Below are 20,176 nucleotides of genomic sequence, written 5' to 3'. Positions count from 1 at the left end.
GCCCCCGTCCGCGGGGTCGCCGCCCCCGGCGGGGGGCTGCGTTGGCGGGGGCTGCGTTGGCGGGGGCTGCAAGGTCTCGGTTTGAGGTCCGCGGTGGATCCGCGAGGACTGCGGGGTTGGGACTGCGGGGCTAGTGCTCTGACCGGGAAGGTTCACCGGGTTGCGGCAGACGGTGCGGCGTTCGCGGAAATCCGTTTCGAGCGCTGCCGCGGTGCCTCTACCGTGGCTTGGTGATGGCTGAGGTGATCCTTCTCAACGGTGGTTCCAGTTCGGGGAAGTCCGGGATCGTTCGGTGTCTGCAGGCAATCCTGCCGGATCCGTGGCTGGCCCTGGGGACCGACACACTGGTCGAGGCGATGCCCGCGTCGAATGCCGGGATCGAGTTCGCTCCGGACGGACAGGTGATCGTCGGGCCGGAGTTCCGAAGGCTGGAAGCGGCATGGATCGAGGGGATCGCCGCGATGGCCCGTGCGGGTGCCAGGGTCATCGTTGACGAGGTCTTCCTCGGCGGAGCTGACTCGCAGAAGCGATGGCAGAAGGCTTTGGGCGAACTGCGGGTGCTGTGGGTCGGCATCCGATGCGACAGTGCGGTTGCCGCGGGCCGCGAGGTCGCACGAGGGGATCGGGTCATCGGCATGGCGGCGTCCCAGGCGGAGATGGTCCACCGCGGCATGGTCTATGACCTGGAGGTGGACACCACGCGCACCGAGTCGCTGGAGTGCGCACGGACCATCGCCGCACAGGTCGGCTGATCGGCGAGAAACGCTCGGCTGGGAAACCTCAGCCGAGCATTCTCGCCGAATCCGGCTGCGACGATCCCGCGAATTCGCCAACGGCTGGGCGACAGAGAAAATCGCCGGGCGCGCGGAATCAACTTGCTGCGCCGTCAGAACGCGGTCTTGAGGCACGAGCGTCATGGGCACCGCAGAGCACGGCAGCATCAGGCGAACAGCCCACCTAGCAAGAAAAACCGCCGAACAGACCACTGCTAAAGCAGCAGCACCTCAACCTCATCCCCCTCCGAAGCCGCCGAAACCTCCTCTGGCAACACGATCAGGCAATTAGCCTGCGTAAACGCCGCCAGCAAATGCGACCCAGGCCCACCCCGCGGCCCGACAACCCCCGTCACCTCACCAAGAACCGGCGTATAAAACCCCCGCCGGAACTGCCGTCGCCCGGCCGGGGACGTCATGTCCTCGGTCAACCGAGCTCGCACCCGCCGTCGGTCCACGTCCGAATGGCCCATTGCCGAAAGCACGGCCGGTCGCAAAAACGCCTCGAACGACACCAGCACACTCACCGGATTCCCCGGCAGTGTCACCACCGGCACGCCATTCCACCGCCCGCACCCCTGCGGCCCGCCGGGCTGCATCGCGATCTTCTGGAATTCCACGCCCTGTCCGGTCAGCGCGTCCTTCACCACTTCGTACGCCCCGGCCGACACGCCACCAGACGTGATCAGCAGATCCACCGACTCCAGCCGCGGCTCGATGATTTTGCGGAATTCCTCCACATCGTCGACCACGCTGCGCACGACCTCGACCTGGCAGCCGAGCCCCCGCAGAGCCGCCGCCAGCATCACGCTGTTCGATTCGTAGATTTGCCCGTGCTGCAACGGGTTCGGGGCTTCCACCAGCTCCGTGCCGGTCGACACCACCAGCACCGACAGCGGCCGGAACACGTCAAGCTCCGCCAAACCGACCGCGGCGGCGAGGCCCAGGTGCGCATGGCTCAGCACGGTGCCCGCGTGCAGCGCGGTGGTCCCTTTCGTGACGTCCTCGCCAATCCGGCGGATGTGGCTGCCGACAGCGGCCGCGCGAGAGATCTGGACTTCCGACGTGCCGCGGTCGGTGTCCTCCACCATCACGATCGCGTCCGCGCCCGGCGGCAGCGGCGCGCCGGTCATGATCCGCTGAGCGGTACCCGATTCGAGCGGGTTGACCTCGACCCGGCCGGCCGGGATGTCGTCGGCCACCGGCAGCGTCACCGGGACCTCGGCGACGTCCGCGGCGCGCACGGCGTACCCGTCCATCGCGGAGTTGTCGAAGGGCGGCAGCGCCACGTCGGCGAGCACGTCGCGGGCCAGGACGAGCCCGGCGGCTTCGGCCACCGGAACAGTGCGGACGGGCGCGCGGCCGAGCAGTTCGGTCACGGTCTCGCGGTAGGCGTCGACAGAGATCACGCGGACCATCCTCCCTCTTGCTGCCCGTCGTGCAACACTCTCCCGGCACAAGCCGGGGAGTACGGGGAGAGTTCTGATGCAGTTTCGGGTCCGCAACCAGACCGGGCGCGCCGCGCTCGCGAACCCCCGCTGACATGCGCGTCCACACCAGGCACACGCCGGGGTTCGGCGTCGCCCGCGTGCTGCTCGCCCCCGGCGAAGCCGTGCAGGCCGCCGCGGAATCGTTGCTGGCCAGCAGCTTCAACGTGGCCGAGACGAACCAGAACCGCGGCCGCAAGGGCGGCCCTTCGGTGTTCACCGCGCCGCAGGAAGGCGGCTGGGTCGATCTGGCCCCGCTCGGTCCCGGCGACGTCTATCCGCTCGAATTGACCGGTTCCACCGGCTGGTCGGTGCACCGCGAGGGCGTGCTCGCCCGGCCGAGCACGGTCCGCGTCGACCAGAACTGGGCCCCGCTGCAGCAGTTGTTCGGCGCCGATTCCGGGTTCCTCGAGCATTACAGCGGCCGCGGCCCGCTCCTGCTCACCGCGCCCGGCCCGGTGGATTCGTTCGACCTCGGCCGCGGCGAGATCGTGACCGTGCGCCCGGACTATCTGCTCGCCTATCCCGACACCTTGCAATGCCGGTTGCGCGCGCTTGACCCGAGCGGTCCGCAGTCGCTGCGAACCGGCGAAGGACTCGTCCTCGATTTCGCCGGACCGGGAACCGTGCTCGTCCAATCGCGCAACCGGCGAGTGTCGCAGGCGTAAGGGGAATCTGCCGATTACCCCATTGCCGGGAGCGCTGATTCCGGTAGCGTGAACTCCACTTCGCACGCTGATGGACAGCGGATTCTTGTCCCGAGGGAGGGCGCCGTGGCAGTCGGCACCGTCAAGTGGTTCAACTCGGAAAAGGGCTACGGGTTCATCGAATCCCCCGAGGGGCCGGACGTCTTCGTCCACTATTCGGCCATCCAGGCCGACGGATTCCGCACTCTCGACGAGGGCGATCGGGTGGAGTTCGAAGTCCAGTCCGGCCGCGACGGCCGAAGCCAGGCCGCGGACGTCCGCAAGGTCTAGCGAGGCAGGTCCGCTGACCGGTTGGGCGAACCGGCAGTGGCAGCGGATACCGGCGCGTTAAGCTGCGCTGCGTGACAGGCGACGTGTCGGGGGACCTCACCGGTCGCCAGCTGGGCCACTACCGCATCGACTCGGTGCTCGGCAAGGGCGGCATGAGCGTGACCTACCAGGCCACGGACACGCGGCTCGGCCGCAAGGTGGCGCTGAAGGTCATCGGTGACCACCTCGGCGCGGACGCCGAGTTCCGCGAACGGTTCGTCGACGAGGCACGCAACACCTCCGCGATCGACCACGCCAACGTCGTCCCGCTGTACGACTTCGGCGAACTCGACGGCATGCTCTACATCGCCATGCGGATGGTCGACGGCGGCGACCTCGCCGGCCTGATGTCCGCGGGCCCGATCAGCCCGTCCCGCGCGCTCAGCCTGCTCGACCAGGTCGCCGACGCTCTCGACACCTTGCACAACCACGGCCTCGTGCACCTCGACGTCAAGCCGGCCAACGTCCTCGTCACGAGCCGCGAGACCTCGCGCGAGCACGTCTACGTCGCCGACTTCGGCCTCACCCGCCGCGGCGCCACCGGCCACCGCACGCGCGGCGGCGACTTCCTCGGCTCGCCCACCTACGCCGCCCCGGAGCACCTGCGCGGCGAACCGCTCGACGGCCGCACCGACCAGTACGCCCTCACCTGTGTGCTGTTCGCCTGCCTGACCGGCAACCCGCCGTTCCGCGGCGACGTCCCCACCGTCATCAAGGGCCACCTCGGCGGAGAGCCGCCGTCGGTGGCGAGCGTGGTGGCGCTCCCCGCGGCCGTGGACGACGTGATCCGCAAGGGCATGGCGAAAAGCCCGAACGACCGCTACCCCAACTGCGTCGCGATGATCGCCGCGGCCCGGGTCGCGCTCGGCCCGCTCGCGACCTCGGACACCCCGCCGGGCCCGGCCCGGCCGAACGGACTTCCGGAGGCGGGCATGCAGCAAGGACCTGGCGGCGCGGGCGGACCCGGTGTTCCCGGCGGAGCTGGTGGTGCTGGCGGGCCTGGCGCCGGTGGACCGGCCGGTCCTGGCGGGCCAGGCGCTCAGCCGGGGGGCCCCGGGGCTGCGGGACAAGGTCCTGGCGCTCCCGGCGTCGGCGTACCGGGTGCGCCCGGCGGCCAGGCCGTTCCCGGCGCGTGGGCACAGCCCGGCCAGCCCGGATACGCCACCCAGGGCGGCTACGGCGGCCCCGCCGGTTACGGCAACCAGCCCCCGCCCGGTTATCCAGCACAGCCCGGCCAGCCCCAGCCGGGCCAGCAGGGCTACCCCGGCCAAGCCCCGGCAGGCCCCCCGCCCGGCTACGGCTACCCGGGTCAGCCGGGCCAACCAGGTCAGCAACCTCAGCAAGGCCCCCCGCCCGGCTACGGCGGCTACCCGAACCAGCCCGGCTACCCCGGTCAGCCGAACCAGCAGGGCCACCCGCCGCAGGCCTTCGGCGACCCGATGCGGCTGCGCCCGCCGTCCCCGGCAGGCGGCGCGGGCGCGTTCGAGAAGCAGTCCAAGAGCGGCGGCCTGAAGTGGCTGTGGATCGCGCTGGGGTTGCTCGTCGTGGCCGGACTGGTCGTCGGCGCGATCTTCCTCTTCAGCGGGGACGACAACGGCACCGGCGGAACGGCCCCGACGTCGTCCGCGCCCAACATCCCGGTCGGCCCCGGCGGCTCGAAGTCCGCCGGTCCGTCGTCGCTGCGCCCGCCGCCGTCGTCGATCCACATCCAGCCGAGCCACTGACCCGGCCGACCTGCTCTCCGAAGAGCACCGACGCTGACCTGCGCTCCTTGCACTCGACCCCGGAGAGTGCTAAACACGGCATTGGCACTCGACGCCGTCGAGTGCTAGGCGAGCGGTCACCGACCGCCTGCCTGAAGGTCGGGACGGTGAGGCTGACCCACCGGTCAGTCGTCCGTCGCGGGCACCGCGCCTGGCCGAGGACGTGTCCTGCTGCCGCCGCTGGAGACAGCGCGGCGGTGGCGCCCAATACCGGAGGACCACACCGCAATGGCCAAACTGATCGCGTTCGACGAGGACGCCCGCCGCGGTCTTGAGCGCGGCTTGAACACCCTCGCCGAAGCCGTCAAGGTGACCCTCGGCCCGCGGGGCCGGAACGTCGTGCTCGAAAAGAAGTGGGGCGCGCCGACGATCACCAACGACGGTGTCTCCATCGCCAAGGAGATCGAGCTCGAGGACCCGTGGGAGAAGATCGGGGCCGAGCTCGTCAAGGAAGTTGCCAAGAAGACCGACGACGTCGCGGGCGACGGCACCACCACCGCCACCGTGCTCGCCCAGGCGCTCGTGCGCGAGGGCCTGCGCAACGTCGCGGCCGGAGCCGACCCGATCTCGCTGAAGCGCGGCATCGAGGCGGCCGTCGAGGCCATCACCGAGCAGCTGCACAAGGCCGCCGTCCAGATCGAGACCAAGGAGCAGATCGCTGCTACCGCCTCGATCTCGGCCGCTGACCGCACCATCGGCGAGCTGATCGCCGAGGCGCTGGACAAGGTCGGCAAGGAAGGCGTCGTCACCGTCGAGGAGAGCAACACCTTCGGGCTCGAGCTGGAGCTCACCGAGGGCATGCGCTTCGACAAGGGCTACGTGTCCGGTTACTTCGTGACCGACCCGGAGCGCCAGGAAGCCGAGCTGGAGGACCCGTACGTCCTGCTCTTCGGTTCCAAGATCTCCAACGTCAAGGACGTCCTGCCGCTGCTGGAGAAGGTCATCCAGTCCGGCAAGCCGCTCCTGATCATCGCCGAGGACGTCGAGGGCGAAGCCCTGGCGACCCTGGTCGTCAACAAGATCCGCGGCACCTTCAAGTCCGTCGCCGTCAAGGCCCCGGGCTTCGGCGACCGCCGCAAGGCGATCCTGCAGGACATCGCGATCCTGACCGGCGGCCAGGTCATCTCGGAAGAGGTCGGCCTCAGCCTGGACAAGGCGGACCTGTCGTGGCTGGGTCGCGCCCGCAAGGCCGTGATCACCCGTGACGAGACCACCATCGTCGAGGGTGCGGGCGACGCCGACCAGATCCAGGGTCGCGTCAACCAGATCCGCGCGGAGATCGAGAACTCCGACTCGGACTACGACCGCGAGAAGCTGCAGGAGCGGCTCGCGAAGCTGGCCGGCGGCGTGGCCGTCATCAAGGCCGGCGCCGCGACCGAGGTCGAGCTGAAGGAGCGCAAGCACCGCATCGAGGACGCGGTGCGCAACGCCAAGGCCGCCGTGGAAGAGGGCATCGTCGCCGGCGGTGGCGTGGCCCTGATCCAGGCTGCCGAGGCCGCGTTCGCGGGCCTGAAGCTGACCGGTGACGAGGCCACTGGCGCGAACATCGTCAAGGTCGCCGTCGAGGCTCCGCTCAAGCAGATCGCGATCAACGCCGGCCTTGAGGGCGGCGTCGTGGCGGAGAAGGTCAAGTCGCTGCCGCAGGGCCACGGCCTGAACGCCGCCACCGGCGAGTACGAGGACCTGCTCGCGGCCGGCGTGCCGGACCCGACGAAGGTCACCCGCTCCGCGCTGCAGAACGCCGCTTCCATCGCGGCGCTGTTCCTGACCACCGAGGCTGTCGTCGCGGACAAGCCGGAGAAGGCTGCTGCCGCTCCGGCCGACCCGACCGGCGGCATGGGTGGCATGGACTTCTGAGTTCGGCTGCTTTCCGGCGAAGCCCGGTTCACCTTCGCGGTGGGCCGGGCTTCGCCCGTTTCTGCACTAGCTCCCGGGGCACGGCGCCGGGCGATCAGTCTTCGGGCGTCAGCACGGCCGCGGCGGCGTAGACCGGGAGGATCACCCCGGCCGACAGCACGGCCCCGGCGACCGCGGCGATGCGCACCATCGAAGGGTCGACGTTGAGGTAGTTGGCCCATCCGCCGCACACGCCGGTGAGCATGCGGTCGGAGCGGCTGCGGAAGATCTTCTTGGCCGGTGCGGCCTGCACGTTGTCCGTCATGCCAGCAATACTCCGCGACCGGGGCGCGCCGCACATCCGGGATCGCCCCGGAGATAGCCCCGGGGCCGCGACCCTGAAGTCTCCCTTACCCGCTGATCCGGCGGACCCGCTCGAACCGGTCCAGCCACGCCGCGGCCACCTCGGGCGACGCGGCGAATTCGGGGTACCGGTCGGGTTCCGGGGCCTGCCGCGGCACCGGCAGATAACCGTCCACAGGGGACAGAGTTTCAGTGCAGACATCCCCGCGCAGCAACGACATCGTGCCGAGTCCGCAGGCGAAGTCCAGCTCCGGCAACGCCCCGGCGAGGGCGAGCCCGGCGGCCAGCCCGACGCTGGTTTCCACCGCCGACGACACCACGCAGGGCAGCCCGCACGCCTCCGCGACCTCCAACGCGCGGCGCACTCCGCCGAGCGGGGCGACCTTGAGCACGGCGATGTCGGCCGCTCCGGCGACAGCGACCTTCAGCGGATCTTCCGCGCGGCGGATCGATTCGTCGGCCGCGATCCGCACTGACACGCGACGCCGGACGGCGGCCAGGTCGTCGATCGTGGGGCAGGGCTGCTCGGCGTACTCCAGTCCACCGGCCGCGCGGTCCAGCTCGCCCAGCGCGTGCACGGCGGTGTCGACATCCCACGCGGTGTTGGCGTCGACCCGGATCGCGCCGGACGGACCCAGGGCGTCGCGCACCGCTTCGATGCGCGCGCAGTCTTCGGCGAGCGTCGCGCGTTTGTCGGCGACCTTGACCTTCGCCGTGCGACAGCCGGAGGTACGGACCAGTTCGTGTGCGCGTTCGGGCGACACAATCGGGACTGTCGTGTTCACCTTAATACGGTCGCGGACCGGCGCGGGCCAGCCTTCTTCGCTCGCTTCGAGAGCAGCGGCGAGCCACGGCGTGCTCTCGATGTCCGAATAGTCGGCGAACGGGCAGAACTCGCCCCAGCCGGCGGGGCCGCGGAGCAACAGTCCTTCACGGACGGTGATGTCCCGGAACCGGGTGTGCAGCGGGAGCGCGTAAACCTGCATGACTGCCGATCATGCCATCGCGGCGGGGACGGGAACCGAGGTGCCGCGGGGGCCGTCTCAACGCCACAATGGAACGTGTGGACGGCCTCGACTTCCGGGTGCTCGGCCCGGCCGAGGTGCTGGCCGGGGACCAGGTGGTGCCGCTGGGCGGCAGCCGCCCGCTGATCGTGCTCGCCGGACTGCTGCTGCGGGCGAATCGGCTGGTGTCGGTCGACGTGCTCAGCCATTGGCTGTGGGGCGACGACCAGCGCCGGTCGAAGGGCGCGCTGCAGACGTATGTCCTGCGGCTGCGCCGGGCGCTCGGCGACGGCGCGGCGATCCGCACCGAACGCGGCGGCTACCTGTTGGAAGTCGACGAGAACGCGGTGGATCTAGGCCGATTCCGGCAGTTCGCGGCACGCGGCCGCAGCGCGGCGGAGCGAGGCGAACATCGGCGGGCGGCCGGGTATTTCGAGGACGCGCTGGGGCAGTGGCGGGGTTCGGCGCTGCAGAACGTGGAGTCGGACGCGCTGCACCGGGACGAGGTCGGGCAGCTCGCCGAGGAACGCACGCGGGTGCGCGAGCAGTGGGCCGAGACTCTGGTGACCGTCGGCGAGTACGACACTGTCGTGCCTGAGCTGGAGCGTCTGACGCGCGAACATCCGCTACGCGAGCGGCCGCACGAGCAACTGATGTACGCGCTGCTCCGCTCCGGTCGGCAAGCTGAAGCTTTGGACGTCTACCGGCGGATCAGCGGGTTGCTCGCCGAGGAACTGGGCTTAGACCCCGGTGCCGGTCTGCAGCGCGCACACCGGCTAGTACTGGGCGGCGACGAGGGCACCCGGTTCCGAACCCCTCTGGAACCTCATGTGCCGCACCAGCTTCCGGCCGACCTCGGCGCTTTCGCGGGCCGGGCGGCGGACTTGAAGGCCCTGCGCGCGTTGCTTCCGGAAGCCCTGGACGACGGCACCTCCACACCGATCGCCTCGGTGGAAGGCATGGGCGGACAAGGGAAAACGACCCTGTCTGTCCACTTCGCACACCAGATCGCCGACCGTTTCACGGGTGGCCAGGTATTTCTGGACCTGCGCGGCTACGGCCCGGGCGCGCCAGTGTCGCCGATCGCCGCGCTGGAAACGATGCTCGCCGCGCTGGGCGTCCCCGCCGACCGCATTCCGTCCGGTTTGGACGAACGCGCGGCGACTTGGCGTACTTACACCACCGGCCGGCGCTTGCTAATGGTGCTGGACAACGCGAACAGCACCGAGCAGGTGCGTTCGCTGCTGCCCGGACCCGGATGTCTGGTGGTGGTGACGAGCCGCTGGCAACTGCGCGGACTGGTGGCGACTCACGGCGCCCGCCGAATCGCTTTGTCCGAATTGGACAGTGAAGAGGCGGTGGAACTTCTCGCGTCGGCCATCGGCGTCGAACGAGTGCACGAGGACCCCGTCGCGGCCGAGCGCTTTGTCCAGTATTGCGGCGGACTTCCGCTGGCGATCCGAATCCTCGCCGTGCGCGCGGCCCAGTTCCCCAGGCTGCCGCTGGACGAATTCGTAGCAGCCTTGCCCTCGGACGCGGGCCGGTTGAGCACCTTTGACCTTGGCGACGGCGACGAGACCAACATCCGCACAGTTTTCTCCTACTCCTATCGGGTTCTGTGCCCGGCCGCGGCCCGGCTTCTGCGATTGCTGGCCCTGTCCGCCGGTCCGGATTTGTCGCTGGGCATGACAGTCGCGCTCAGCGGACGGTCCGAAAAGGAGACTCGCGGCGCTCTCGACACGCTCGTTTCGACTCACCTGCTCATCCAGCCGAAGCCCGGCCGGTACCAGTTCCACGACCTGATCCGCGCCTATGCGAACGAATTGTCGGAGCAGGAGGACGACGCCGCGGAGCGTGCGGCAGCCAGCTCGCGGCTGCTCGACTGGTTCATCGCGTCGGCACGGAACGCGGGTTTGGCGATGCGCCCGAACCAGCTGATGGACGAAATCGGCTCGATCCCGTCGGCTGGTGCACTGGAATTCTCGGACTTCCACCGAGCTTTGGCCTGGTTCAGCGAAGAGCACGGGAACCTGATTTCGGTAATCCAATGGTCGTTCCGGATCGGCCAACACGCGCAATGCTGGCGGCTGGTCTGGTCGCTGTTCACCTACTTCGCCGGACGCGCCCGAGTCGATGAATGGCGGTACGTCTTCGAGATCGGCCTGCGAGCAGCGCGAAAATCCGGCGAACGGCATGGTGAAGCGGCGATCCTCAATGGACTCGGAGTGATCGAGGGAGTCGCCCGGAATTACGTGCTGGCGCGCGAATACCTGGAGCAGGCGCTAACCGTGCAGCTGGAACTGGGCTCGCTGCCCGGGGAGGCGCGGGCGCGCTACAACCTGGCGATGACCGCGCAAGGCATCGAAGATTTCCCCGAGGCGTATCGACATGGCCTGCGTTCACTGGAAATCACGCGGGAGCTGGGTCTCATCTCGGTGGAGGCGAACGTTTTGCGCGCTTTGGGCGACCTGTGCGCGATGATGGGCGACTACCCGCAGGCACTGTCGCTCGCAGACGAGGCGCTGGCCTTGGTCCCGCCGGACGATTTGCCACAGGGCCGCTTCTCACTGGCCGCCCGCGCCCGCGCGCTGCTGGGCTTGGGCCGGCACGTGGAGGGAATCGAGTGCCTGTCGGAAGCGGTCGACATGTTCTTCGCGATGGACGAGGAGTATGAGGCCGCGGATGTCCTGTCAGAACTGGGAACGGCGCATTTGCGCTACGGCCGAACCGCCGCCGCACGAGACTGCTGGCTACGCGCGGTCCGGTTGTTGACTCGGTTGGACCACCCGGATGCCGATCGGGTGAGGGCGCAGCTGGCTGGGTTGGTGCGGGGTTAGCTTCGGCCGATCGGCGTTCACCTGCCGGTCATTGTGCGGACAGCCGGGCGCGGTGGTCCGCGTGCCGACCCCCAGTGGCAGCACGTAGACCACCGGCGGCCCGTACCGCCACCCAACCGAAGTGCGCTCACTGTCCGCTCACTGTGCCGGGTCGGTTTCGGTGGGGAGGTTGAGCAGGCGGGTGAGTGTGACGGCGTTGTGCGGGGCGGCGACTTTGCTGTCGTTGTCGAAGTAGACGTGCACGTCTCGGCGGCCGCCGTCGTGCCATTCGGTGATCTTCGCGGCCCAGGCGCGCAGGGCTGCGTCGGAGTAATTGCTGGTGTAGAGGTCTTCCGAGCCGTGCAGCCGGACGTAACTGAAGTCGGTGGTCTGGTCCTCCCGGTACGGCCACGGCGCGGCGGCGTCGGCGGTGACCAGGGCGACTCGATGTTTTTTGAGCAGGTCTGTCGCCTCGGTCGTGGTGAAGCTGGGGTGGCGCATTTCGAGCGCGTGCCGCACTGGTCGATCGGGGCCGGATTCCAGGAAGGATTCGGACTTGAGTTTGTCGTCGTGCTTCGCTCCGAGCGTGGCTGCTTCGCTGGTGGTGTGCGGGAGCTGGCCGAGAAACGTGGAGACTCGATCGGGGTCGAAGGCCAGTCTCGGCGGGAGTTGCCAGAGGAACGGGCCTAGTTTGTCGGCGAGCGCGAGGACGCCGGAGGCGTAGAAGTTGGCGAGCGCGGTTTCGACGTCGCGCAGCTGCTTGAGATGGGTGATGAACCGGCCGCCCTTGACCGCGAACAGGAAGCCGGCCGGGGTTTCGGCGTGCCAGCCGCGGTATCGCTCCGGGCGTTGCAGCGAGTAGAAGGACCCGTTGATCTCGACGGCGTTCGTCCGGCGGGCGAGGTACTCGAGTTCGCGCCGTTGCGGCAGGCCGGAGGGGTAAAACGAGCCGCGCCACGGCGGGTATCGCCAGCCGGACGTGCCCACTCGGATCTGGCCGATCTCGCTCACCGCCTTTCGCCGCCGAGGGTTCCCGTGCGGACGGTTGCGGTAAACCCGTCCGCGCGGCTGTTTTCCGGACAGGTGGGCTAACGATTGGGACATGCGTCCTGATCGAAGGGACGTGGGTCTCATGGGGTTGACTCCGTTGCCTGGCCGTCGGGTCGGGACGCGGAGGGGACGGCGAGAAGGCGAATGGGCGGACGGCGGCGATTGCCGCGGCAGGGAAGGAAGATCGCGGGAGTCTGGGCCGATGGGGCGAAGTTTCGACGGGGCGCGGAAATGCGACGCGAACGGGAGCTGCGAGCGCGGCGCGAGGACACGGACGGCGGTACGGGGCAGGGGAACGGCAGGAGGGTGGCGGGCACCGCTTCTCCCCGTTCGGCGGGGCGACTCTTGCCTGAGTCGTGGCTCGTCGAACCTGCCGGACCTGGCTGAGGCAAGTGCACGCTCGTCCCAGCCGCCCAGCCGCCCAGCCGCCCAGCCGCCCAGCCGCCCAGCCGCCCAGCCGCCCAGCCGCCCAGCCGCCCAGCCGCCCGGTTGCCGAGTCGCCGGAGGGACCGGAGGGGAGTTCGCGTTCGTCGCAGTTGGCCTGGCCAGCCCCGTCATGGGTCCGGCGATGCCCGCCTGACCCGGCAGGCCGCGCCGCCCAGCGGGAGGCAGGTTCACGTCCGTCCCGGCTGGCCCGGCTAGCCCTGACCCGGTCCGGCGGAATCTGCCCGGCGCGGCAGGCTGCTCCGCTGAACCAGGCAGGGCTGTCGGGTCCGTCAGATCCGCGAGGCCCGCCAGATACGCGGGGTCCGCTGAATCCGCCAAACCCGCTAGATCCACGAGGCCCGTCGAATTCGCCACGCCCGTCACGGGATCGGCGGAACCCGAGCAAGCCCCGGCCCAGCCGCCCCGCTCCGTGCTTCATTACTTCCTCAGGCCCACGAGAACCTCCATCGGCGGCTCTGTACCAGGGAACTCGCGTACTCCCGCAGGTTTCCCGGCTGGGCCAGGTACGTCGGGAGGCTGAAGGCACGGTGTTCGGCGGCCACTGTCAAGGCCCTGGCGTGGGTGCGGGGCGGGGCGGAGACCGACAGTTCCAGCGTGTCGAAGCCGAGCGTCACCAGGGTGGCGCCGAAGCGGTCTTCCCAGCTGCGCAAGATCGCTGACAGTTCCGCGACCTGGTCCGTCGACTTGATCATGCCTGTCCAGCCGATGAGAGCGGGGACATCCGCTGGCCGGTCGGCTTGCACCAGGCCCAGCCGGTGGGGCGTGCGGGCGGCCAGGATCGAGCCGGTGTTGCCTGCTTCGGCCAGTGGGTCCGAGCGGCGGTGCGAGCGTTTCGCCAGCCCGGGGAAGCGGGTGCCGAACGGGCGCAGGCAGGCTCCATCACAGCAGGAACCGTCCCACCAGCGGGCCAGGACTTCGGCTGGGTCGGCGTTGCCGACGCGGTGGCCGGCGGGCGCGAGGCGGCCTCGGTCGTCCAGCCAGTCTTCGCCGCGGGCGGTGAAGCGCTGGTCGGGCGGGATCAGCACCGGCCACAGCCCGGAGCGCTCGAACTCGGCGACGCAGCTCAAGTACCGCTGCGGCCGCGTGAGCGGCTCCTCCGACACCCAGATACGCCCGTGCCAGCGCCCTGGCGGCAAGGTCTGGACCGGCGGTGCCCCGACGCCGGGGCGGAACGGTGCGATCGTCATGAGCTTCCCCTCGAACTGGTGTTCGGTGCCTGCATATCGAACAGTAGTTCGAACCACCGACAATTTCCAGCGCGCCGCTCGCTCATCCGTTCGAGTGAATCTGGAGGAACCCCAGGTCGAGGGCCAGAAAAGTCAGCGCCGGGAGACTCGGCGCACCCGGACCGCCACGAAGAGGCCGATCGCGATCGCCACCGCGGCCAGCACGACGTACTGGAACACCGACGCGTACCGGTCCACCAGCGACCAGCTCTCGCCGAGCAGGTAGCCGGCCACGACGAACGCCGTGTTCCACAGCAGGCTGCCCGCCGTCGTCAGCAGGAGGAACCGGCCGAACGGCATTCGTTCGACGCCCGCCGGCAGCGAGATCAGGCTGCGGAAGATCGGCACCATCCGGCCGAGGAACACGGCCTTGCCGCCGTGTCGGGTGAACCACGCTTCGGTCCGGTCGAAATCCGTGGCGTTCATCAGGGGCAGGCGGCTGAGCAGGGCCCGGCATCGGTCGCGGCCGAGCAGGGCACCTAGCCAGTAGACGATCACGGCGCCGGCCAGCGAGCCCAGGGTTGTCCAGAAGAGGGCTCCGGCGAGGCTGAACGTGCCGCGGCTCGCGGAGAAACCGGCCAGCGGGAGGACGAGTTCGCTGGGGATCGGCGGGAACAGGTTGTCCAGGCCGACGACGATCGCGGCGCCGATGCCGCCCAGGGAGTCCATCAGGCCGACGGCCCAGCCCGCGAGTCCGGTCAGGGGTTCGGCGGGGGCGGCGAGCAAGAGGTTCACGGGAGTCCTTTCACTTCGGATGCGACGCTTTCGAAGGTAGAAAGGCAAGGCGCGCAACACATTGCTGTCAGCCACCCGGAGAAATGCGGGAAACCGCAGCAGGGCTGGTGGGGTGGCGGCGGAGGAATCGACGCATTGCGCTCGCTCGCGCGGAGAACGCGGGAAACGGCGGCAGGGTGGGTGGAGTTCGCTGGTCTGGGAAACCTGCTCAGCGAGGTCGGTGGGGTGCTCGCTGATCTGGAGAAGCGCGGGAAGTCGCAGCCGGGTGGGTTGAGCTGGTCCGAAGAACCGAGGAAACCGCCGCGGGCGGACGTAGCCGGATCACCGGTGTCGCGTCGTGCAGGCTCGCGCGGGCGTAGGCCAAGGCATCGACGCCCACCTCGAGAAATGCGGAAAACCGCAGTACTCCGCCCCCGCCCGGCTGGCTAGCCTGATCACCGTGAACAGACCGCGAGTGCTGCGCCGGACGGCGGGCGTCGGCCTAGGTGCCCTGACGGCGCTCATCGAGGTGCCGTACGTGGTCCTCGCCGCGCCGCTCCTCGTCATCCCTAAAGCGCGGCCGAAGGTGCTCCGCGGCGCACGCAGGCTCGCCGAAATAGAACGCACTCGCCTGGAGCGGTTCTTCGACGCCAGCAACGGCGACGACTACGACGGTCGCCGAGCCCTGCAGTACCTCGTTCCGCGCAGTCTCACCGGGCTTCTCGCGCTGGGCGTATGGGTGTGCATCGGCGCAGGCGCAGTGGCTGGCGCGCTCTACTTCGCCCAACTGGTCACCGGGCGAGCGCCTGGCGGAACTCCGGACGGGACGTTTCTGGACTGGCTCCCGGTACTGGCCCTCGGCGCGATCGCGGTATTCCTTTGTGGACAAGGCCTGATCGGAGCAGCCGCGCTCGACCGGAGGCTGGCGAGGCGGTTCTTCGGGCCGAGCAGTCAAGAACTGTTGCGGCGCAGGGTGTCCGAACTGGCGACGACCCGGAGCGAAGTGGTCGAGGCGGTCAACGGCGAGCGGCGTCGCATCGAGCGGGATTTGCATGACGGGGTGCAGCAACGGCTGGTCGCGCTCGGGGTGCTGCTCGGCCGCGCGCGTCGGGCTGGCGACGCGGACAGGGCGGCTGAGCTGGTCCGGCAGGCGCACGAAGAATCGCAGGAAGCGTTGCGCGAGTTGCGAGAGGTGAGCTGGCGCGTGTACCCGATCGCGCTCGACGAAAGCGGTCTGGAGGCGGCGCTGGAGTCCTTGGCTGAGCGCGCCACGATCCCGGTCGACCTTCGTTACGCGCTCGACGAGCCGTCGCCGGAGGTGTCCACAGTGGTCTACTTCGTGGCATCGGAGTCGGTCACCAATGCGGCCAAGCATGCCGGTGCCAACAAGGTCACTATCGACGTCCGCGGTGAAGAAACCGGAATCCTCGCAGAGATCACTGACGACGGTCGCGGCGGTGCGAGAATAGGCGAGAGCGGCGGATTATCCGGGCTGGCAAGGCGAGTAGCGGCGATGGACGGCGAGTTCTCCGTACAGAGTCCCGAAAACGGGCCGACCGTAGTGCGGGTGACGCTGCCGTGCGAGTGATCCTGGCCGAGGACGCGACGTTGCTGAGGGAAGGCCTCGTAAGGCTGCTGGCGGAGGAAGGTCACCAGGTGCTCGCCGCGGTCGGTGACGGCGAGAAGCTCCTCGAAGCGACCGCCGAACACCAGCCTGACGTGGTCGTCACGGACGTCCGCATGCCGCCGACCCACACCGACGAAGGGCTGCGCGCCGCTCTCGAAATCCGCGAACGCTGGCCGGACACCGGTGTGCTCGTGCTGTCCCAATACGTCGAGAAACGCTACGCGGCCAAGCTCATCGGAGGAGGCGACGGCGGCCGAGTCGGCTACCTCCTCAAAGACCGCGTCGCGCAGGTCGGCGACTTCCTCGACGCACTGGACCGGGTCGGTGCCGGCGGCGCGGCGTTCGACCCGGAGGTGGTGCGCAGGCTGGTCGCCCGCACCTCGCACGAGGACGCGCTCGCCCGGCTGACCCCGCGCGAGCGCGACGTGCTGGAGAAAATGGCGCAGGGCCACACGAACGCGAGCATCGCCACGCTGCTGTACGTCTCGCAGAGCGCCGTGGAGAAGCACGTGAACGCGATCTTCGACAAGCTCGACCTGCCGCAAGCGAAGGGGTACAGCCGACGCGTGCTGGCCGTTCTCCGTTATCTCGGCTCGTAAATCACAGCGGTCGGCGCAAATCCTCCGCGTCGACGATGTGGTACGCATATCCCTGCTCGGCGAGGAATCGCTGCCGGTGGGCCGCGTACTCAGTGTCCACTGTGTCCCGCGAGACGATCGAATAGAAGTGCGCCTGCCGTCCGTCGCCCTTCGGACGCAGCAGCCGGCCGAGGCGTTGCGCTTCTTCCTGCCGCGAGCCGAACGTGCCCGACACCTGGATCGCCACCGACGCTTCCGGCAGGTCGATCGAGAAGTTCGCCACCTTCGACACCACCAGGGTGCGCAGTTCGCCGCGGCGGAACTTGTCGAACAGTTCCTCGCGCTCCTTGTTCCGCGTCGCGCCCTGGATCACCGGGGCTTCCAGCTCCGCGCCCAGCATTTCCAACTGGTCGAGGTACGCGCCGATCACCAGGGTCGGCTCGCCCGCATGTTTGTCCACAATGGACCGGATCACCGGGATCTTCGTCATCGCCGTGGCCGCGAGCTTGTACCGCTCGTCGGCGTCCGCGGTGGCGTACTGCAGCCGTTCGGACTCGGTCAGGGTCACCCGCACCTCGGTGCATTCCGCGGGCGCGATCCAGCCCTGCGCCTCGATGTCGCGCCAGGGCACGTCATACCGCTTCGGGCCGATCAGCGAGAACACGTCGCCCTCGCGGCCGTCCTCGCGCACCAGCGTGGCGGTCAGCCCGAGGCGGCGCCGCGACTGCAGGTCCGCGGTCATCCGGAACACCGGCGCGGGCAGCAGGTGCACCTCGTCGTAGACGACCAGGCCCCAGTCGCGCGAATCGAACAGGTCGAGGTGGCGGTACTCGCCCTTGGTCTTGCGCGTGACCACCTGGTACGTCGCGATGGTGACCGGCCGGATCTCCTTCTTCTCCCCGGAGTACTCGCCGATCTCGTCCTCGGTGAGCGACGTGCGCGCGACCAGTTCGCGCTTCCACTGCCGCCCGGCGACGGTGTTGGTGACCAGGATCAGCGTGGTCGCCTTGGCGTGCGCCATCGCGGCCGCGCCGACCAGTGTCTTGCCCGCGCCGCACGGCAGCACGACCACGCCGGAACCGCCCGCCCAGAACGCTTCCGCCGCCTGTCGCTGGTAGTCGCGCAGGTGCCAGTCTTCCTCGGCGAGGTCGATCGGGTGCGCTTCGCCGTCCACGTACCCGGCGAGGTCCTCGGCGGGCCAGCCGACCTTCAGCAGCGCCTGCTTGAGCCGGCCGCGTTCGGACGGGTGCACGATCACCGTGTCGTCGTCGATCCGCGAGCCCAGCATCGGGCTGATCTTCTTGTTGCGCGAGACCTCTTCCAGCACCGCGCGGTCGGTCGTGGTCATCACGAGGCCGTGCGCGGGGTGGTTGGCGATCTGCAGCCGCCCGAACCGGCCCATCACGTCCACGACGTCGATCAAGAGCGGCTGCGGCACCGGGAAGCGCGAATAGGTGGTGAGCGCGTCCACCACCTGTTCCGCGTCGTGCCCGGCGGCGCGCGCGTTCCACAACGCGAGCGGCGTGATCCGGTAGGTGTGCACGTGCTCGGGCGCTCGTTCCAGTTCGGCGAACGGCGCGATGGCGATCCGCGCGTCGCCGGCACGCGGATTGTCGACCTCGAGCAGCACGGTTTTGTCGGACTGGACGATCAGGGGGCCATCAGTCACCTCTCCTTTATACGTTCCCTCCCGGACCGCGGCCCGGGGATGCCAAGATGACGGGACGAAGCCGCGGGAGGGGACCCAGTGACCACACCACCGTTCGGCGTGCCGCCGGCCGCGAACCCGTACCAGGCGCCCCCGCGGCTGCCGGTCCAGGGCGGCCCGAAACGGGTGTCGGGCAAGCAGAAGGCGCTCTTCGCCGGGCTCGTCGTCGTGGCGCTCGGGCTCGGGACGCTCGGCGCGTTCGGGTTCGCCGCGATCGCGCGTTCGGCAGGACCGCCGGTCGCGGGCAGTTGCCTCTACCTCTCGTCGTTTGGCTCGGAGACGCAGACCTACACCGGCGCGGACTGTTCGTCGCAGGCCGCCACCTACCGCGTCGACACCGTCGTCAAGGGCCGGGCTTCCTGCCGCGGCGAGGACTACGTGCGGTTCGAGCTGTACTCGTCGTCGTCCCGCACCAGCGGCAGGCCGACCCAGACGCTGTGCCTCGCGCTGAACGTCGCGTCCGGCGAATGCGTGCGCGACGTTTCGGACGAATCGAAGGTCGGCAAGGTCGCCTGCGACGACCCCAAGGCGGAAGCGCGCGCGGTCGTGCACGACGGCGCGAAGTCGGCGTCGAGCTGCGGTGACAAGGACTTGTCGCTGGTCTACTCGGGGCCGCCGGTGCGCACGATCTGCCTGCAGCCGACCGGGGCGAGCATCTGACGCTTACAAGGCGTTCGGCAGCATCGCCGCCACGTCCAGCCGGTTGGCCAACTGCCCGGAGCTGTGCATGAGGTCGGCCACGCGCTGCAGCCGGGTCGCCGACAGCGTGGTCGGGTAGCTGCCGAGCGAGATCAGCGCGGCGGTGGTCTGGTCGATGTCGGAGAACGACGGCAGCGCGTCGCGGATCTTCGCCGAATCGGACGCGGCGAGCTGGGCCTGGGTGAGGACGTTCCGGAACGCCGTCAGCGTGCGCGGGTTCGCGGCGGCGAACTGGCCGGTCGCCGCGTAGCCCGACGCCGGGAAGTCGAGGGTCGCGCCGGTCGAGCCGTCCGCGAGGACCTGCGCGCCCAGCTCCTTCTCCGCGCGGGTGATGTACGGCTCGACCATCAGCGCCGCGTCCGCGTCCCCGGACTGCAGCGCGGCGGGCATCTGCCCGAACGGCCGGGCCACGAATTGGATCTTCGATTTGTCGACGCCCGCCGTGCCGAGGACTGCCCGCGCGGTGAGCGCGCCGATGTCGTCGGGGGAGTCGACGGCGATCGTCGGCGACTTCTTCGCGGTCGGTTCGGTGTAGTCGGACCCGGGCAACGTGACGAGCGCGATAGTTGTGCGGCCGAAGGTGTACGCCTCGCCTTGCAATTGCAGTGCGGTACCCGATCCCGCGGCGCGGAACAGGGACACGTCGCTGCCGAATGTCACATCGACCTGTCCGGCTTTCAGTTTTTCGACGCCGTCGCTGTCGCCGAGTTCCACCAGTTGGACGTTCAGCCCGGCCTGGCGGAACTTTCCGGCCGCGACGGCGATCCGCAGCGGGGCGGTGTCGATCGGGCTCGCGACGCCGACCCGCAGCGTCGCGCGTTCCGGCGGTTGCGCTTGTCCGGCGTCACTGGATCCGAACATGGAACAACCGCCGAGTGCGAACAACGTCGCCACCAGCGCAAACCTCAGACCGGTCGCTTTCACTCGCCATCCCCTGCCGGGAGAATCTCTGCCTCGTGCTGGATCGTATGGGCCGCTGCCCATACGATCGCCCGCAGGGCCGTGCCCCCGCCAGGGTGGCTTCCCGATCTTTTCGCTGGAAGCTACCGCTTGGTAGTTTTCGGCCGGA

Annotated in this window: 17 protein-coding genes; 9 read left to right on the top strand and 8 right to left on the bottom strand. The window is 69.4% G+C overall.

Going from position 1 to position 20,176, the window contains the following annotated elements:
* The first annotated feature begins 233 nt into the window (after positions 1 to 233).
* A complete protein-coding gene (gene cpt, locus ACFXI3_RS33420; protein ID WP_378404977.1) occupies positions 234 to 752 on the top strand; it encodes a chloramphenicol phosphotransferase CPT in 519 nt (172 codons plus the stop codon).
* 236 nt (positions 753 to 988) lie between these two features.
* On the opposite strand, the gene glp is transcribed toward cpt, so the two are convergent.
* Positions 989 to 2,182, bottom strand: a complete 1,194-nt coding sequence (glp, locus tag ACFXI3_RS33415; RefSeq protein WP_378404975.1) for a gephyrin-like molybdotransferase Glp — start codon at positions 2,180 to 2,182, stop codon at positions 989 to 991.
* A gap of 134 nt (positions 2,183 to 2,316) precedes the next feature.
* Between glp and ACFXI3_RS33410 the strand changes: the two genes are divergently transcribed.
* The 4 genes from ACFXI3_RS33410 to groL all read left to right on the top strand — a co-directional run bounded on the left by ACFXI3_RS33410 (position 2,317) and on the right by groL (position 6,896).
* Positions 2,317 to 2,928 (top strand): AIM24 family protein, encoded by a 612-nt coding sequence (locus ACFXI3_RS33410; protein ID WP_344264966.1) that lies wholly within the window; start codon positions 2,317 to 2,319, stop codon positions 2,926 to 2,928.
* A 105-nt stretch (positions 2,929 to 3,033) separates the two neighbouring features.
* The gene (locus ACFXI3_RS33405; RefSeq protein ID WP_009083993.1) at positions 3,034 to 3,237 is read left to right on the top strand and encodes a cold-shock protein; all 204 of its coding nucleotides are present in this window, start codon (positions 3,034 to 3,036) and stop codon (positions 3,235 to 3,237) included.
* A 71-nt stretch (positions 3,238 to 3,308) separates the two neighbouring features.
* Positions 3,309 to 5,000: a serine/threonine-protein kinase gene (locus ACFXI3_RS33400; protein WP_378404972.1), complete on the top strand. Its 1,692-nt coding sequence runs from the start codon at positions 3,309 to 3,311 to the stop codon at positions 4,998 to 5,000.
* Between the two features lie 267 nt (positions 5,001 to 5,267).
* Entirely contained in the window at positions 5,268 to 6,896 is a 1,629-nt protein-coding gene (gene groL, locus ACFXI3_RS33395) for a chaperonin GroEL (RefSeq protein ID WP_344264958.1), read from the top strand.
* Between the two features lie 94 nt (positions 6,897 to 6,990).
* Here groL and ACFXI3_RS33390 read toward each other — a convergent pair whose 3' ends face one another.
* Positions 6,991 to 7,200, bottom strand: a complete 210-nt coding sequence (locus tag ACFXI3_RS33390; protein WP_037807882.1) for a PspC domain-containing protein — start codon at positions 7,198 to 7,200, stop codon at positions 6,991 to 6,993.
* A gap of 85 nt (positions 7,201 to 7,285) precedes the next feature.
* Positions 7,286 to 8,224 carry an o-succinylbenzoate synthase gene (locus ACFXI3_RS33385; RefSeq protein ID WP_378404970.1) on the bottom strand — a complete coding sequence of 313 codons (939 nt, stop codon included), beginning with the start codon at positions 8,222 to 8,224 and terminating at the stop codon, positions 7,286 to 7,288.
* A 68-nt stretch (positions 8,225 to 8,292) separates the two neighbouring features.
* On the opposite strand from ACFXI3_RS33385, the gene ACFXI3_RS33380 reads away from it, so the two are divergent.
* Positions 8,293 to 11,079: a BTAD domain-containing putative transcriptional regulator gene (locus ACFXI3_RS33380; protein ID WP_378404968.1), complete on the top strand. Its 2,787-nt coding sequence runs from the start codon at positions 8,293 to 8,295 to the stop codon at positions 11,077 to 11,079.
* Between the two features lie 138 nt (positions 11,080 to 11,217).
* Here the strand turns inward: ACFXI3_RS33380 and ACFXI3_RS33375 are convergent, their stop codons facing one another.
* The 3 genes from ACFXI3_RS33375 to ACFXI3_RS33365 all read right to left on the bottom strand — a co-directional run bounded on the left by ACFXI3_RS33375 (position 11,218) and on the right by ACFXI3_RS33365 (position 14,516).
* Positions 11,218 to 12,069: a DUF72 domain-containing protein gene (locus ACFXI3_RS33375; protein WP_378404966.1), complete on the bottom strand. Its 852-nt coding sequence runs from the start codon at positions 12,067 to 12,069 to the stop codon at positions 11,218 to 11,220.
* A gap of 911 nt (positions 12,070 to 12,980) precedes the next feature.
* A complete protein-coding gene (locus tag ACFXI3_RS33370; protein WP_378404964.1) occupies positions 12,981 to 13,742 on the bottom strand; it encodes a DUF4253 domain-containing protein in 762 nt (253 codons plus the stop codon).
* A gap of 132 nt (positions 13,743 to 13,874) precedes the next feature.
* Entirely contained in the window at positions 13,875 to 14,516 is a 642-nt protein-coding gene (locus ACFXI3_RS33365; RefSeq protein ID WP_378404962.1) for a DedA family protein, read from the bottom strand.
* 439 nt (positions 14,517 to 14,955) lie between these two features.
* On the opposite strand from ACFXI3_RS33365, the gene ACFXI3_RS33360 reads away from it, so the two are divergent.
* Both ACFXI3_RS33360 and ACFXI3_RS33355 read left to right on the top strand, forming a co-directional pair.
* On the top strand, positions 14,956 to 16,083 hold the full coding sequence (locus ACFXI3_RS33360) for a histidine kinase (protein ID WP_378404960.1): 1,128 nt from the start codon (positions 14,956 to 14,958) through the stop codon (positions 16,081 to 16,083).
* Positions 16,074 to 16,721 (top strand): response regulator, encoded by a 648-nt coding sequence (locus ACFXI3_RS33355; protein WP_378404958.1) that lies wholly within the window; start codon positions 16,074 to 16,076, stop codon positions 16,719 to 16,721. The genes ACFXI3_RS33360 and ACFXI3_RS33355 overlap by 10 nt, the downstream gene beginning before the upstream one ends.
* Before the next feature lies 1 nt (position 16,722).
* Here the strand turns inward: ACFXI3_RS33355 and ACFXI3_RS33350 are convergent, their stop codons facing one another.
* Positions 16,723 to 18,369, bottom strand: a complete 1,647-nt coding sequence (locus ACFXI3_RS33350; protein ID WP_344264931.1) for a DNA repair helicase XPB — start codon at positions 18,367 to 18,369, stop codon at positions 16,723 to 16,725.
* A 78-nt stretch (positions 18,370 to 18,447) separates the two neighbouring features.
* Between ACFXI3_RS33350 and ACFXI3_RS33345 the strand changes: the two genes are divergently transcribed.
* Entirely contained in the window at positions 18,448 to 19,068 is a 621-nt protein-coding gene (locus ACFXI3_RS33345; RefSeq protein ID WP_378404956.1) for a hypothetical protein, read from the top strand.
* 3 nt (positions 19,069 to 19,071) lie between these two features.
* Here ACFXI3_RS33345 and ACFXI3_RS33340 read toward each other — a convergent pair whose 3' ends face one another.
* Positions 19,072 to 19,968, bottom strand: coding sequence for an ABC transporter substrate-binding protein (locus tag ACFXI3_RS33340; RefSeq protein ID WP_344264925.1), 897 nt, complete (start codon positions 19,966 to 19,968; stop codon positions 19,072 to 19,074).
* Between the last annotated feature and the right edge of the window lie 208 nt (positions 19,969 to 20,176).

The sequence above is a fragment of the Amycolatopsis sp. NPDC059235 genome (assembly GCF_042754125.1).
Classification (GTDB): Bacteria; Actinomycetota; Actinomycetes; order Mycobacteriales; family Pseudonocardiaceae; genus Amycolatopsis; species Amycolatopsis albidoflava.
Note: the sequence above shows the minus strand (reverse complement) of the source record. Positions and strands in the feature narration are given on the sequence as shown.

Bases quoted from the DNA above. Each gene is read 5' to 3' on its own strand.
- cpt (WP_378404977.1), top strand. From the start codon at position 234: ATGGCTGAGGTGATCCTTCTCAACGGTGGTTCCAGTTCGGGGAAGTCC.
- ACFXI3_RS33410 (WP_344264966.1), top strand. From the start codon at position 2,317: ATGCGCGTCCACACCAGGCACACGCCGGGGTTCGGCGTCGCCCGCGTG.
- groL (WP_344264958.1), top strand. From the start codon at position 5,268: ATGGCCAAACTGATCGCGTTCGACGAGGACGCCCGCCGCGGTCTTGAG.
- ACFXI3_RS33390 (WP_037807882.1), bottom strand. From the start codon at position 7,200: ATGACGGACAACGTGCAGGCCGCACCGGCCAAGAAGATCTTCCGCAGC.
- ACFXI3_RS33385 (WP_378404970.1), bottom strand. From the start codon at position 8,224: ATGCAGGTTTACGCGCTCCCGCTGCACACCCGGTTCCGGGACATCACC.
- ACFXI3_RS33380 (WP_378404968.1), top strand. From the start codon at position 8,293: ATGGAACGTGTGGACGGCCTCGACTTCCGGGTGCTCGGCCCGGCCGAG.
- ACFXI3_RS33370 (WP_378404964.1), bottom strand. From the start codon at position 13,742: ATGACGATCGCACCGTTCCGCCCCGGCGTCGGGGCACCGCCGGTCCAG.
- ACFXI3_RS33340 (WP_344264925.1), bottom strand. From the start codon at position 19,968: ATGTTCGGATCCAGTGACGCCGGACAAGCGCAACCGCCGGAACGCGCG.